This window comes from Mucilaginibacter sp., assembly GCF_965277465.1.
GTDB lineage: Bacteria > Bacteroidota > Bacteroidia > Sphingobacteriales > Sphingobacteriaceae > Mucilaginibacter.
Genome location: NZ_CBDICW010000001.1, coordinates 2,129,459 through 2,142,408 on the forward strand (window position 1 = coordinate 2,129,459; position 12,950 = coordinate 2,142,408).

Below are 12,950 nucleotides of genomic sequence, written 5' to 3' on the forward strand. Positions count from 1 at the left end.
ACAACTATGCGCATAGACGAAGAAATACAAAGCAGCAATTTTGAGGACAATTATCATAAAGCGGTTATTAATATTTCCTATACCTATAGCTGGATAAACAATGCTTCGCGCTCACACTTTGAAAAGCATAACATTACACTGCAGCAGTTTAATATTTTAAGAATTTTACGGGGGCAGTATCCTAAACCTGCTACTGTAAACTTATTAAAGGAGCGGATGATTGATAAAATGTCTGATGCATCACGAATTGTTGACCGCCTGGTGCAAAAGGGACTGGTATCGCGCTGTACCAATAATAAAGACCGCCGTGCTGTTGATATCCGCATCAGCGAAGAGGGGATCAATATCCTATCCATAATGGATGAAGAATTTAAAACCCGCGATTTTTTAAAGGATAACCTTACCGAAGAAGAAGCCGGCCAGCTAAGTGATCTGTTAGATAAGTTACGGGGTTAAGATCCTGATTATTTATTTGACTGGGTTTTCTATTTAGAAACAGGTATGCCGCCAAACCCAGCCGGCAGTTTTGAAAATATCCAGGCAAACAACCAGCCTACCAACATCCCGTAAATAGCACCGCAAAAAACATCAATAGGGTAGTGTACACCCACATATACCTGTGCAAAGCAAATGGTGCCTGCCCATACTATACCCCAAAGCCATATCCAGCGCCATTTTTTATAAAATAACATGATCATAAAAAATGCCATCGCGAAATGATCGGTAGCATGGGTAGATGGAAAGCTATAACCGGTTCCGCAGCCAACCCGGGCAATATCTGTTTGCGAAACCATAGCATCACGACAGGGCCTAACGCGTTTAACTAAAGGTTTTATAATGCTTGCACTGGTAAAATCGGCAAAGCCTGCAGCAAGCGCCATCATTAAAATAATAATTAATCCCTGTTTTTTAAACTTATAAACACAGAAAGCTATAATGAACAGGTATAACGGGATCCAGAATTTTGGGTTACGCAGGTAAGGCATTATCCAGTCAAAAAAAGGATTAGCCATATCATGGTTAATGAAATAGAATAAATGCCGGTCGAGTTGTAAAAGTTGGTCAGGCATTGTTTTTTTTACAGATAAAAATTAATCGGTCGCTATTATTGATGTCAAACTGCTCCAGGCTATAACTTCCAAAAGTGTCAGTTATTTCAAAATCGCTTGCATAAAAAAAACGTTCAAAATCAGTCATGGTAAAAGCACTTACCATTTCATTAAAAGTATAGTTTTCGCCTTTATCTTCAAAAGCGATGGTCTTAATTATTTTTTGTTTCTTAATCTCCTTGTGAATATTAAAATCAATCCCATTAACCGTTTTTATACTATCGGGCACTAATGTATCAATTACTTTGCGGCTGTTAAAAAAATCAAGCACCAACAGGCCACCGGGTTTTAATGCTTTATTGAAGGCCTTTAAAGCATCAATATGCTCGTAGTCGGTTTCAAAATAACCAAAGCTGGTAAACAGGTTAAAGGCAACATCAAAGTAATTGCGGTAAAAAAGCTGGCGCATATCGTGCACATAAAAATGTAACGACTCGCTTTCAAATTGCCTGGCATACTGAATATTAGCTATTGAAAGGTCAATGCCGGTAACATTATACCCGTTTTTATTAAGGTATATGGCATGCCTTCCGCGGCCGCAGGCAATATCTAATAGTTTGGAGCCAGATTGTTGCGGCAGATAGGAGCACAGGTTGTTGATAAAATGCCGGGCTTCCTCATCGTTGCGTTTATTGTAAAGCAAATGATAGTAAGGAGAATTAAACCAGGTATGAAACCACTGTAGGGGCATAGCATTTTTATAGCGGAGCAAATATAGCTAATAAATGCAGCCTTAAAACAATACGATTTATCTGCTGCTTCGGTTAAATATTTTTATTTTTGCAACTCAAAACGTTTACACTTTGACATTAATAAAATCTATCTCAGGAATAAGGGGTACCATCGGCGGTACAGTGGGCGAGGGCTTAACCCCTTTGGATATTGTGAAATTTACCGCGGCTTACGGCACCTGGGCTGTTAACAAAAGCGGTATTAAAAAAATTGTTTTAGGGCGCGATGCCCGCATTTCAGGCAGTATGGTAAATAGCCTGGTTATTGGTACGCTGCAAGGCCTGGGTATTGATGTGGTTGATTTAGGCTTATCAACCACCCCAACAGTTGAAATTGCCGTGCCGCTTGAAAAAGCAGCCGGAGGTATTATTTTAACTGCCAGCCATAATCCAAAACAGTGGAATGCGCTTAAACTACTCAATGCCGATGGCGAATTTATTAACGATGCCGATGGTAAAGAGGTATTGGAGATTGCCGAAAACAGTGATTTTAAATTTGCCGATGTAAATGACCTGGGCAAGGTAAGCAGTGATAATAATTACCTGCAACAACATATTGACCAGATACTGGCCCTGCCATTGGTTGATGTTGATGCCATTACCAAGGCTGATTTTAAAGTAGTTATTGATTGCGTTAACTCAACAGGGGGCATATTTGTGCCGGCTTTGTTAAGAGCCCTGGGGGTTAATACCGTGCACGAATTATATTGCGAGCCTGATGGTAACTTTCCGCATAACCCGGAGCCGTTGCCTGAAAACCTTACCGCACTTTCAAAAGAAGTATTGAGCAAAAGGGCCGATTTAGGTATTGCCGTTGACCCGGATGTTGACCGCCTTTGCTTTGTTTGTGAGGATGGTAATATGTTTGGTGAAGAATATACGCTGGTAGCCGTTGCCGATTATGTTTTAAAGAACACTAAAGGTAACACGGTATCAAACCTGTCATCAACCCGCGCCCTGCGCGATGTTACCGAAAAAGCAGGTGGCGAATATCATGCTGCTGCGGTAGGTGAGGTAAACGTGGTAAATAAAATGAAAGCTGTAAATGCCGTAATTGGCGGCGAAGGTAATGGTGGGGTAATTTACCCTGAATTACATTATGGCCGTGATGCTTTGGTGGGCATTGCCTTGTTTTTAACACATTTAGCTAAGTATGGCAAATCGGTTTCAACTTTACGCAGCTCATACCCAAGTTATTTTATCTCAAAAAATAAAATAACCCTAACACCCGAAATGGACATTGATGCCTTATTACTTAAGGTTGAAGAGAAATACCAAAAACAGCCCCACAGCACAATTGACGGCTTAAAAATAGAATTTGACAAAGAATGGGTACATTTGCGCAAGTCAAATACCGAGCCCATTATTCGTATTTACTCAGAGGGTAATTCAGAAACGGTTGCTAATAATTTAGCCAATAAAATAATTGCCGATATAAAAGAGATTTTACAATTGAATTAATAGAGAGCCCTGAAAATCAGATTATTAATTCAAATCAATATTTAATACTACTACAACATGCGTGTTTATTTAGATAATGCAGCCACAACACCGCTTGACCCGGAGATAACGAAAGAGATGATCAAGGTGATGGAAACCACCTACGGTAATCCATCATCTATACATGCACATGGACGTGAGGCACGCACCGTGATTGAAAAATCGCGTAAAACTATCGCCAATTTGCTGGGTACATCACCTGCCGAAATATTCTTTACTTCAAGTGGTACCGAGGCCGATAATATGGCTATCAGGTGCGGCATTATCGATCACAATATAACACATGCCATTACCAGCTGTATTGAACACCACGCAGTTATCCATACCTTTGAAGCCCTTGAAAAAGCCGGTGTTATTAAACTGAGCTTTGTTAATGTGGATGCAAAGGGTAATATTGATTACGATCACCTGGAAACACTTTTAAAAGAAAACGAACGCAGCTTTGTATCTATAATGCATGCCAATAATGAAATTGGTACACTATCAGACATGGAACGCGTTGGCGATCTTTGCGAAGCTTATAATGCCATTTACCATTGCGATACGGTGCAAACAATGGGGCATTACAAGCACGACCTGAGTAAGCTTAAGGCTCACTTTGTAGTATGCTCGGCACATAAGCTGCATGGCCCTAAGGGTGTGGGCTTTTTACACATCAGTCACCGTATAAAAATTAAGCCTTTAATTTATGGCGGTGCGCAGGAGCGTAACATGCGCGGCGGTACCGAAAATATATATGGTATTGTTGGCCTTGCCAAAGCTTTAGAGCTGGCTTATGCCGAAATGGAGCAGCACCAGGAGCATATTCAAGGACTAAAATCATACATGAGGGATCAGCTGATAGAAAGCATTCCGGGTATTGCTTTTAATGGCGAAACCGATGCTGATAAAAGCTTGTATACCGTACTTAATGTTCAGTTCCCTGAAATGGAAATGGCTGATATGCTGTTGTTTAGCCTAGATATTGCAGGCATCTCAGCATCGGGCGGCAGCGCATGCAGTTCAGGTACTGATATAGGTTCGCATGTGCTTACGGCTATTGGCTCAAGTGCTACACGGCCATCAGTAAGGTTCTCCTTTTCAAAATATACCACTAAAGAAGAAATTGACTATACCATTGCCAAAGTGCGCGAACTTTGCCCGGTTAATGCATAACCACTTCATTAATATAAAGAACGAAGAAGCAATCCCCTACTTTGCAGATTAATCCTGCTTAGCGGCTCTGTAAGTCGGGGATTGCTTCGCTATTGCTCGCGATGACGCTTTCTTTATCGGCCAGAGGCCTGTACATATTCGTCACTCGCCTTGAGGCGAGCGACTGCGAGGTAGCCACCTCGTCATTGCGATGAGGAACGAAGAAGCAATCACCTACTTTGCAGATCAACCCTGCTTAGCGGCTCTGTAAGTCGGGGATTGCTTCGCTATGGCTCGCAATGACGCTTTCTCTATCGGCCAGAGGCCTGTACATATTCGTCACTCGCCTTGAGGCGAGCGAATGCGAGGTTGCCACCACGTCATTGCGATGAGGAACGAAGAAGCAATCACCTACTTTGCAGATCAACCCTGCTTAGCGGAAGCCCCAATCCCAAGTTCACAGATAAACATTATTGGCTCTAAAAAAGGGCAACTATAAATCCAAATGTCCTTTTTTAAAGATTTACCTCTACGCATAAGCTGCTTACTAATCCCCTATAACCCGCTATATCTGAAATTTTTTTAATACGATACAGGTTTTATTGGCACGGAAATTGGCTTTATTTAATTATAAATTAATAATCCTATGAATTCTAATAATCAAAATCCCGGAAAACAACAGGAAAGACCCGGACAAGGACGTCCGAATGAAATTCCTGAAAAAAGAGAATCAGAACAGGAAAAATCTGGTTACCCGCACGAAACAGAGCAGGAACAACAGCAAGGTGGCAACGATGCTTCATACAGTGAGCAGGAGGATGTTACCCCACCAAATCACCACGAATTTCCATCAGTAGGCAACGCAAAAACTGATTTTGTTAGCCGTAAGCAAGGCCGTACCACAGGCCGCATGTTGGGACATGAGCCAGGTACCGAAGGCATATAAATGCAGATACTTTCCGATTTAATATCGGTAATTTAAAAGAAAGGCCATCAAATACTGGTGGTCTTTCTTGTTCACAATATCTACTAAACAATACGATCATGGAAAATACAGAAAAAGAACCCCTTACACAAAGGGAAAAAGATAGGGACAATGCTACCAAGCAGACTTATAATTCTGAAAAAAGCACTGCTCCTGAAATAAACAGGGGTGATGCCAAATCAAAAACATATATGGGCAAAGGCGAAAGTAAAAATAACGGCCCTAATTACGACGAAAAGAGTGAGGGTGTTGAAGGCGATAGCGGCCAAAACGCCGGTGTATTTAAATAGTATAAAACAAAGAAGGCTACCATAACAGGTAGCCTTCTTTGTTTTTTTTATATGATATATTTTTAGTTGGCCATCATCTTTAAAAATGAGGATAGTTTTTCTTTCATCTCTCTGCGGTCAACAATAAAGTCAAGGAAACCGTGCTCCTGTACAAACTCTGCAGTTTGGAAACCTTTAGGTAAATCTTTTTTAATGGTTTCTTTAATAACCCTTGGTCCGGCAAAGCCAATTAATGAACCCGGTTCAGCAATATTAACATCACCTAACATAGCATACGATGCGGTTACCCCACCTGTGGTAGGATCGGTAAGTAATGATATATAAGGTATTTTAGCCTGTGATAATAAAGCCAGCTTAGCTGATGTTTTGGCCATCTGCATTAACGAAAAAGCAGCTTCCATCATGCGTGCACCGCCAGATTTAGAGATCATCAGGAAAGGAATTTTATTGGCAATGCTGTAGTCAATTGAGCGGGCAATCTTTTCGCCAACTACTGATCCCATTGAGCCGCCTATAAAGTTAAAATCCATACAGGCAATAACAATTGGCTGGCCGCCTATGTTACCTGTACCTGCACGTATAGCATCTTTTAATCCCGTTTTGGCCATTGTTTCCTTTAGCCTGTCGGTGTATTTTTTTGAATCCTCAAAATGCAGCGGATCGCCCGAATGCAGATCAGCGAATAATTCGGTAAACTCATTATTATCAAAAAGAATAGAAAAATATTCTTTTGAACCTATGCGCAGGTGGTAACCGCAGTAATGACAAACATATTGATTTTCAACCTGCTCAGAATAATGAAGCGGTTTTTTACATTCAGGGCATTTATTCCAGATTCCATCAGGGGCTTCTTTCTTCTCTTCGGTGGTCGTAATTATCCCTTTAATTTCCCGTTTAAACCAAGCCATATCTATATCTAACTCTTTCAATTGGATACAAAGAAACGAAAAAATATTTTAGATATACGATAATTGATTTTGCTTATAAAACCAGTTATTGCAAAAACGAATATTCAACCGCCTGCAGCTGTATTGATTTGTTAATAATGAAGGTATCTGCCATTATAAAAATAAAAATTTGAGAGGCTTTTATAAGCTTGTTTTTAATATAAATGCAATTAAATAAGGCTTGATTAGTAAATTGAAAATTATTTGGCCAAAACCTTTAATAACAAGATATTTATAACTGAAACCGAGAATTTTTATAACTTCGAGGCCCAATTAAAAGTCAATGGATTTAAAAAATTATAAGGGCGTTCTGCACGGAGATCAGGTGCAGGAGCTATTTGAGGCCGCAAAAAAGCATCAGTTTGCTTTGCCAGCTGTAAATGTTATTGGTACTAATACAATCAATGCAGTTATGGAAACGGCAAAAGCGGTAAACTCTCCGGTAATTATTCAATTATCAAATGGAGGTGCACAGTTTTATGCAGGTAAATCATTAGATAACTCAAAATTACAGGCTTGCATCCTGGGTGCTGTTTCTGCTGCAAAACACGTTCATTTATTAGCAGAGCACTACGGTATTGCAGTTATACTACATACTGACCATGCATCCATGAAGTTTTTACCATGGATTGATGGTTTGTTAGATCATGGTGAAAAATTCTTTGCCGAAACAGGTACACCATTATTTTCATCACACATGCTTGACCTTTCTGAAGAGTCATTGCACGAAAACATTGAGATCTCTGCCAAATACTTAGTCCGTATGGCTAAAATGGGTATGACCTTAGAGATTGAATTAGGTGTTACAGGTGGCGAAGAAGATGGTGTTGACAACTCAGACGTTGACAGTTCACGTTTATATACCCAACCCGAAGATGTTGCTTACTCGTACGAAGAACTTTCAAAAGTAAGTCATCGTTTTACAGTTGCGGCTGCATTTGGTAACGTACACGGTGTTTATAAACCGGGTAACGTTAAATTACAACCGGTTATATTGCATAACTCACAGGAGTATGTAAAGGCTCATTTTAACCTTACTGACGAAAAACCTATCAACTTTGTATTCCACGGTGGATCAGGTTCAAGCCAGGAAGAGATCCGCGAGGCTATCTCTTACGGTGCTATAAAAATGAATATTGATACCGATATGCAATGGGCATACTGGGAAGGTATTAAAGATTACTACAAATCAAAAGAAGCTTACTTACAGCACCAGATCGGTAATCCTGAAGGTGAAGATTCTCCAAATAAAAAATACTACGATCCGCGCGTATGGTTACGGAAGGGCGAAGAAACTTTTGTTAAAAGGCTTACCGCTGCATTCGGCGATTTAAATTGCCTTGATGTAAACAGCAAATTATAAAATTAGCGGTACCATTATTTGGTGCCCGTTTCTATAATATTAAAAAAGCGCCGGTGTTTAAACATTGGCGCTTTTTTTTAGTTATGTATTTAAAAACAGATATATGGCTAAGAAAAAGAACTTATTCGAACGTTTCTCAAACTGGGCAACTAATGCTACCGGCAGTTCGGCAGCTTTTATTATAGCAACGGCAATAATTATAATATGGGGTGTTACAGGGCCTGTTTTTCAGTATTCAAATACCTGGCAGCTTATAATTAACACGGGTACAACCATAGTTACCTTTTTAATGGTATTCCTGATCCAAAAATCACAGAACAAGGATTCAAAAGCAGTACATCTTAAACTGAACGAATTGATAGCTTCGCACCAGGGTACCAGCAACCGCATGGTAAATATTGAAGATCTTACCGAAAAAGAACTTGACCAGTTACATAAATTTTACGTGCAATTAAGTAAATTGGCCGGGCAGGAAGAGGATTTAACCTGCACGCATTCTATCGATGCAGCGCATGAAAACAATACCAATAAACAAAAAAGCTTTAAGCAAAGAACCTCTTATAAAAAATGAGCCTGACAATAAAAGTAACACAAGTAAATGATGCCGCCGATTTGGAAAAAGTATTTGCCGTACGCCGTGAAGTATTTGTTGACGAACAAAATTGCCCGCCCGAACTGGAATGGGAATTTGAAGATGAGTCTGTACATTTTTTAGCTACAGTGGATGGTGAACCTGCGGGTGCATGCCGGTGGCGCAAAACCGAAAAAGGCTATAAGCTGGAACGTTTTGCCGTACTTCAAAAATTTAGGGGCAAAGGTATAGGGCAGGCACTGGTAAAAACTGTTTTAGAAGATTTACCTGCCGATGCCGGTTATGTTTATATGCATGCACAGTTACAGGCCATCCCACTATATGAAAAGTTTAATTTCGAAAAAACAGGCCCTCAGTTTGAAGAGGCTGGGATACTGCACTATAAGATGGTACTAAAGCCTTAGTTGTCAACTGTTTGCTATATATTTTAATAGTATTTGTTTTGCTATAATGTACATGAATGTTATCGGATATATAAATTAGTCCAATTTTGTATTAATATTCACTTGCATAGTGTGATTACAAACTATTTTTATAAACTTAGACAACTGGCATATTAATGGCTACGTAAATACAAATAAACTTTTTATGCCCTATATAGCAGCAGCAAGCAAAATTGATCTACCTTATAAAACCGAACAGCAAAAAGTAAAAGAACAGGCCCTGGAGATGTTTTCAGTGAGTTTTCCTGAAGCTAACCGCTTGATTTTTGCTTTTGATAATACAGAAATTCTATTTCGTAACTTTTGTAAACCACTCACTTATTATGCTAAACCAAACACTTTTGAAGAGCGTAACAATGAGTACCTAAAAATAGCGCTCGAATATTCCGTACAGGCTATTGAAGCTTGTATTGCTAAAGCCGGTATTGATAAGTTGGCTATAACAGATATTTTATTTGTATCAACAACTGGTTTGGCAACCCCCAGTATGGATGCGCTGATCATCAATAAAATGCGGTTAAACCCTCATATAAACCGTACACCGGTTTGGGGTTTGGGTTGTGGCGGTGGAGTATCCGGCATGGCAAAGGCCAATACAATTGCAAAAGCTAATGCAGATGCGGTTGTGCTGTTAGTAGCCGTTGAGCTTTGTTCATTAACGCTTATAAAAAGCGATTACAGTAAAAGTAATTTTATAGGCTCCAGCTTGTTTTCTGATGGGATAGCGGCCTGTATTATAAAGGGTGATAATAACAAAGCCACCAGTAAGGTTGATTATATAGCTTCATCGAGCAAGTTGTATTATGATTCATTAGAGGTAATGGGCTGGGATTTTCAAGATACCGGGTTTAAAGTGCTATTCTCAAAAGATATCCCGACATTTATAAATGAGAATGTGCATACTGATATAACCGAGTTTTTAGCTAAACACCAGTTAAAGTTAAGCGACATCAAGAATTTTGTTTTTCATCCTGGCGGTAAAAAAGTATTGGATGCTTACCAGAACGCTTTAGGCGTTGAAGGCGACTTTTTACAGAAAACCCGCGAAGTAATGAATAGCTATGGCAATATGTCGAGTGCTACTGTGCTTTACGTATTGGAAAAATTTATGAGCGAAGGTTTTGAAGATGGTTACGCCTTAATGATGGCAATGGGCCCAGGGTTTTCGAGCGAGATGGTTTTGCTTAAAATAAGTTAATTTTTTAATAAAACTGCCACCAATCAAATCAATGTATTTCACCATATTCATCTCTTTCCTGATCCTTCAAAGGCTTTCAGAATTGTATATAGCCCGAGGTAATGAAAAGTGGCTGCTGAGCCAGGGTGCTATTCAATACGGGCAAAGCCATTACCCTTATATGATAGCCATGCATACATTGTTTTTGGTATCCATAATAGCAGAGTATGTATTAAGGGGCGGCACACCTATCAGCTGGACTTTTTTAGTGATATTTTTAGTGGTGCTCTCATTTAAGTTTTGGGCATTATCCTCTTTAGGTAAATATTGGAACACCAAGATCTACCGGGTTCCAGGTGTATATCCTGTAAAAAAAGGGCCTTATAAGTTTTTAAAGCACCCTAATTATATGGAAGTAGTTTGCGAAATAGCTTTTATTCCGCTGGTATTCCATTTGTATTATACGGCAGTCATATTTACTGTTTTAAATGCAGCCATGCTCACTGTGCGTATCCGTGTAGAAAATAAGGTTTGGGCAAGGGTAAGGGATTAGTATTAAAGTGAAAAAGATCAGCGTATAAAACCTGATCTTTTTCTTGAATATTTAATTATCGCCTTTCGTCATAAACACCAAATTCAGCAATTGAAGCCTGCCTGGCCGATTTATCTATCCATATCCTTACTTTACTTCCCCATACCCTGTCAAAGCGGTTTATCTTTACCGATTTACCGTTTTCGCCATTAAAAATTGTTTTCCATTCGCCATTGGCATAATACTCCAGGCGGTAATTGGTAATATTCGCTTTCTCTTCGGCAACGCTGATGGTATTGAATGATCTGTCACGGTCAAAATCAATTTCATACCAGGGCTTGTCAACTGTTGGGTTTGAGATCCACGATGAAGTAAAATCATCATCATTGGCCTGATCCATTATGTTACTATCATCGCTCCAGCTGGCGCTCGACGGTTGTTTTTTAGCAATGTTTGATGATACAATAGGCGCATCAAGCACAGGCAATTTTTTAACCGGCCCTTCATTGTGCCATAGCTTGCCAATCTCCTTTAAGGCAGCTAAGGCATTATCGTCAAATAAACCATCGCGGTTGGGCGCCACGTTCAGGATAAAGTTACAGTCAACGTTGTTTAGCGGGATAAGGGTTTCATTAACTAACTTTGCAGGGTCTTTAACCGCAGTAGTAGGGAAATTGGTTTTCCAAAACCAGTTTTGCTGTAAAGGCAAACAAGCCAAAGCAGGCATGTGGTTGCTCTCTTTTGATACCCGCTGCCCGGCACCCATTTCGTAAGTTTTTATATCTGTATAAAAAAGCCCTTCTGCCGGATATTTGGCTCCATTTAAATCCATAATTACACAGTTTGGCTGCAGTGTTTTTACAAGGTGATAAATATCATCAAACGGAATATCATCATAAGATATACGCGACCACGGGGCATCCCATCCGTCAATTATCAAAGCTGATATTTCGCCATATTTGGTTAACAGCTCGGTTATCTGTGCCTTAACCATAGCGATGTGCTTTGGTGTGATCATATTAGGGCGAAGCCTGTGGTGCGTATCTAAAATAGAATAATATAACATCACCTTTAAGCCATTGGCTCTGAATGCATCGGTAAACTCTTTTACCACATCTCTTTTTAAGGGGCTGTTCATTACATTATAATCAGTTGTTTTGGTATCCCATACACAAAAACCGCTGTGATGCTTGGTAGTTAAACACCCATAGGTCATGTTGGCTGATTTTGCCGCTTTAGCCCACTGGTCGCAATTTAATTTAGTAGGATTAAACAAAGTTGGCGAAGCATCCGGATCAGGCCAGTCCTGATTCATATAGGTGGGCATATTAAAGTGGATGAACATACCAAAACGAAGGTCTACAAATTGTTGTTGCAGCTCGGCAAGGGGCAATTTCTTTGATGTGCCTTGGGCTTTAACAACAGCCGAAAAGTGTGCGATAGCAAGGATGAGGATAAAAAAGGTGAGTTTTTTGTTCATATTCCAAAGCTATAAAATTTCATAAAGTGCATGTCAGAGATAAATATTATTTTCGATCAATAAATTGTAAGCAAAACCTTAATATTGTACTCACCCTAAATTATAATGAGCAATTTCTTTTCAAAATTTAATGTCAGGCTGCTGGTTATACATTTTGCAGCCTTTTGGCTTTTTGTATATGCATTTCAAACCTTGTCGTTTTTGTACGACTATAAGTTTCTCTTCGTTTTACCGCCTGTAAGCCGGAACAATGAAGCTGCAAGGTTTAGCAGCGATATGAACGTGATCAACGAATCTGGTTTTATAGGCCTTATAATAGCCTATGTTATATCTTGGCGCATATCACTTAACCGCAACTGGTTCTGGGCAAATTCAGTATTGATATTTTTAGCCGTATATGGCTTAAAGCGGATGGGTTTATTAGGCTGGGGCGTATTACAAAATGTGTTTCTTGCGCCGGGCCACTTGTTTACAGTAAACAGCGTTGCATCGTTTATAACCAATGGTGTTTTTATGCTTGCTTTAGGATCACTTTTGCTGTTTTTAAATAGCATTAAGCAATTTATTGATAAGGGAAATGCTGCTGATAAAAAGGTTTATCCTGTTGGCAAAGCCAGGTCAAATTAAAATTTTGCATCACAATTTTATCTGATACTCATTTATTCTA

The 12,950-nt window shown here is 39.6% G+C and carries 15 protein-coding genes; 11 read left to right on the forward strand and 4 right to left on the reverse strand.

Going from position 1 to position 12,950, the window contains the following annotated elements; all coding sequences use genetic code 11:
* Positions 1–6 precede the first annotated feature (6 nt).
* A complete protein-coding gene (locus ACQY4U_RS09665) occupies positions 7–456 on the forward strand; it encodes a MarR family winged helix-turn-helix transcriptional regulator (RefSeq protein ID WP_428329186.1) in 450 nt (149 codons plus the stop codon).
* Between the two features lie 29 nt (positions 457–485).
* On the opposite strand, the gene ACQY4U_RS09670 is transcribed toward ACQY4U_RS09665, so the two are convergent.
* Together ACQY4U_RS09670 and ACQY4U_RS09675 are read right to left on the reverse strand one after the other, a co-directional pair.
* Complete coding sequence (locus tag ACQY4U_RS09670; RefSeq protein WP_428329187.1) at positions 486–1,013, reverse strand: phosphatase PAP2 family protein; 528 nt, start codon at positions 1,011–1,013, stop codon at positions 486–488.
* A 49-nt stretch (positions 1,014–1,062) separates the two neighbouring features.
* Positions 1,063–1,800: an SAM-dependent methyltransferase gene (locus tag ACQY4U_RS09675; RefSeq protein ID WP_428329188.1), complete on the reverse strand. Its 738-nt coding sequence runs from the start codon at positions 1,798–1,800 to the stop codon at positions 1,063–1,065.
* 112 nt (positions 1,801–1,912) lie between these two features.
* Between ACQY4U_RS09675 and glmM the strand changes: the two genes are divergently transcribed.
* The 4 genes from glmM (at position 1,913) to ACQY4U_RS09695 (ending at position 5,749) form a co-directional block, all read left to right on the forward strand.
* The gene (gene glmM / locus ACQY4U_RS09680; protein WP_428329189.1) at positions 1,913–3,301 is read left to right on the forward strand and encodes a phosphoglucosamine mutase; all 1,389 of its coding nucleotides are present in this window, start codon (positions 1,913–1,915) and stop codon (positions 3,299–3,301) included.
* Positions 3,302–3,358: 57 nt separating this feature from the next.
* A complete protein-coding gene (locus ACQY4U_RS09685) occupies positions 3,359–4,495 on the forward strand; it encodes a cysteine desulfurase family protein (RefSeq protein WP_428329190.1) in 1,137 nt (378 codons plus the stop codon).
* A gap of 625 nt (positions 4,496–5,120) precedes the next feature.
* Entirely contained in the window at positions 5,121–5,420 is a 300-nt protein-coding gene (locus tag ACQY4U_RS09690) for a hypothetical protein (protein WP_428329191.1), read from the forward strand.
* Between the two features lie 98 nt (positions 5,421–5,518).
* Positions 5,519–5,749: a hypothetical protein gene (locus ACQY4U_RS09695; RefSeq protein ID WP_428329192.1), complete on the forward strand. Its 231-nt coding sequence runs from the start codon at positions 5,519–5,521 to the stop codon at positions 5,747–5,749.
* A gap of 62 nt (positions 5,750–5,811) precedes the next feature.
* Here ACQY4U_RS09695 and accD read toward each other — a convergent pair whose 3' ends face one another.
* Entirely contained in the window at positions 5,812–6,657 is an 846-nt protein-coding gene (accD, locus tag ACQY4U_RS09700) for an acetyl-CoA carboxylase, carboxyltransferase subunit beta (RefSeq protein ID WP_428329193.1), read from the reverse strand.
* 322 nt (positions 6,658–6,979) lie between these two features.
* Between accD and fbaA the strand changes: the two genes are divergently transcribed.
* The 5 genes from fbaA to ACQY4U_RS09725 all read left to right on the forward strand — a co-directional run bounded on the left by fbaA (position 6,980) and on the right by ACQY4U_RS09725 (position 10,824).
* The gene (gene fbaA, locus ACQY4U_RS09705) at positions 6,980–8,059 is read left to right on the forward strand and encodes a class II fructose-bisphosphate aldolase (RefSeq protein WP_428329194.1); all 1,080 of its coding nucleotides are present in this window, start codon (positions 6,980–6,982) and stop codon (positions 8,057–8,059) included.
* Between the two features lie 103 nt (positions 8,060–8,162).
* Entirely contained in the window at positions 8,163–8,630 is a 468-nt protein-coding gene (locus ACQY4U_RS09710; protein WP_428329195.1) for a low affinity iron permease family protein, read from the forward strand.
* A complete protein-coding gene (locus ACQY4U_RS09715; protein ID WP_428329196.1) occupies positions 8,627–9,055 on the forward strand; it encodes a GNAT family N-acetyltransferase in 429 nt (142 codons plus the stop codon). Before ACQY4U_RS09710 ends, ACQY4U_RS09715 begins: the two co-directional genes overlap by 4 nt.
* Before the next feature lie 184 nt (positions 9,056–9,239).
* Positions 9,240–10,292 (forward strand): type III polyketide synthase, encoded by a 1,053-nt coding sequence (locus ACQY4U_RS09720; protein WP_428329197.1) that lies wholly within the window; start codon positions 9,240–9,242, stop codon positions 10,290–10,292.
* Between the two features lie 31 nt (positions 10,293–10,323).
* Entirely contained in the window at positions 10,324–10,824 is a 501-nt protein-coding gene (locus ACQY4U_RS09725; RefSeq protein ID WP_428329198.1) for an isoprenylcysteine carboxyl methyltransferase family protein, read from the forward strand.
* Between the two features lie 55 nt (positions 10,825–10,879).
* Here ACQY4U_RS09725 and ACQY4U_RS09730 read toward each other — a convergent pair whose 3' ends face one another.
* Positions 10,880–12,283, reverse strand: a complete 1,404-nt coding sequence (locus ACQY4U_RS09730) for an alpha-L-fucosidase (RefSeq protein ID WP_428329199.1) — start codon at positions 12,281–12,283, stop codon at positions 10,880–10,882.
* A gap of 105 nt (positions 12,284–12,388) precedes the next feature.
* On the opposite strand from ACQY4U_RS09730, the gene ACQY4U_RS09735 reads away from it, so the two are divergent.
* On the forward strand, positions 12,389–12,910 hold the full coding sequence (locus ACQY4U_RS09735; protein ID WP_428329200.1) for a hypothetical protein: 522 nt from the start codon (positions 12,389–12,391) through the stop codon (positions 12,908–12,910).
* Positions 12,911–12,950 lie beyond the last annotated feature (40 nt).

What these genes read in the sequence shown, in the direction of transcription:
- ACQY4U_RS09670 (WP_428329187.1), bottom strand. Translation starts at nt 1,013, where the DNA reads ATGGCTAATCCTTTTTTTGACTGGATAATGCCTTACCTGCGTAACCCA.
- ACQY4U_RS09730 (WP_428329199.1), bottom strand. Translation starts at nt 12,283, where the DNA reads ATGAACAAAAAACTCACCTTTTTTATCCTCATCCTTGCTATCGCACAC.
- ACQY4U_RS09715 (WP_428329196.1), top strand. Translation starts at nt 8,627, where the DNA reads ATGAGCCTGACAATAAAAGTAACACAAGTAAATGATGCCGCCGATTTG.
- ACQY4U_RS09690 (WP_428329191.1), top strand. Translation starts at nt 5,121, where the DNA reads ATGAATTCTAATAATCAAAATCCCGGAAAACAACAGGAAAGACCCGGA.
- fbaA (WP_428329194.1), top strand. Translation starts at nt 6,980, where the DNA reads ATGGATTTAAAAAATTATAAGGGCGTTCTGCACGGAGATCAGGTGCAG.
- accD (WP_428329193.1), bottom strand. Translation starts at nt 6,657, where the DNA reads ATGGCTTGGTTTAAACGGGAAATTAAAGGGATAATTACGACCACCGAA.
- ACQY4U_RS09710 (WP_428329195.1), top strand. Translation starts at nt 8,163, where the DNA reads ATGGCTAAGAAAAAGAACTTATTCGAACGTTTCTCAAACTGGGCAACT.
- ACQY4U_RS09720 (WP_428329197.1), top strand. Translation starts at nt 9,240, where the DNA reads ATGCCCTATATAGCAGCAGCAAGCAAAATTGATCTACCTTATAAAACC.
- ACQY4U_RS09685 (WP_428329190.1), top strand. Translation starts at nt 3,359, where the DNA reads ATGCGTGTTTATTTAGATAATGCAGCCACAACACCGCTTGACCCGGAG.
- ACQY4U_RS09665 (WP_428329186.1), top strand. Translation starts at nt 7, where the DNA reads ATGCGCATAGACGAAGAAATACAAAGCAGCAATTTTGAGGACAATTAT.
- ACQY4U_RS09735 (WP_428329200.1), top strand. Translation starts at nt 12,389, where the DNA reads ATGAGCAATTTCTTTTCAAAATTTAATGTCAGGCTGCTGGTTATACAT.
- ACQY4U_RS09675 (WP_428329188.1), bottom strand. Translation starts at nt 1,800, where the DNA reads ATGCCCCTACAGTGGTTTCATACCTGGTTTAATTCTCCTTACTATCAT.
- ACQY4U_RS09725 (WP_428329198.1), top strand. Translation starts at nt 10,324, where the DNA reads ATGTATTTCACCATATTCATCTCTTTCCTGATCCTTCAAAGGCTTTCA.
- ACQY4U_RS09695 (WP_428329192.1), top strand. Translation starts at nt 5,519, where the DNA reads ATGGAAAATACAGAAAAAGAACCCCTTACACAAAGGGAAAAAGATAGG.